Genomic DNA, 249 nt, shown 5'->3' on the forward strand with positions numbered 1-249 from the left:
GCGTCAGCGGATAGACATCCGGCGTCAACTCCTTCTTCTCGATCAGGCAGCCGAGAATGCGAGCTTCCACGGGGGAAAGGATGGGAAGGTCATCGCTCATTAGACTAAAATCCTTTCCGAGGCCGGCAGGACAGAGGGGGGCGCTACGGATCGCTACATCCGAGGTTTGCAGCAAATCCGCTACGCCTAAACCCTTCTCTCCACCATCATCTTCTTGATCTCCGCGATCGCCTTGGCCGGGTTGAGGCC

Annotated in this window: 1 protein-coding gene; it reads right to left on the bottom strand. The window is 57.8% G+C overall.

Annotation, left to right across the window (positions count from 1 at the left end; genetic code table 11):
* A partial coding sequence (locus tag EN943_RS37485) for a DUF480 domain-containing protein (protein ID WP_127416648.1) occupies positions 1 to 100 on the bottom strand: 100 nt, incomplete at its 3' end.
* Positions 101 to 249: the final 149 nt, after the last annotated feature.

The organism is Mesorhizobium sp. M7A.F.Ca.US.006.01.1.1 (assembly GCF_003997935.1).
GTDB lineage: Bacteria > Pseudomonadota > Alphaproteobacteria > Rhizobiales > Rhizobiaceae > Mesorhizobium.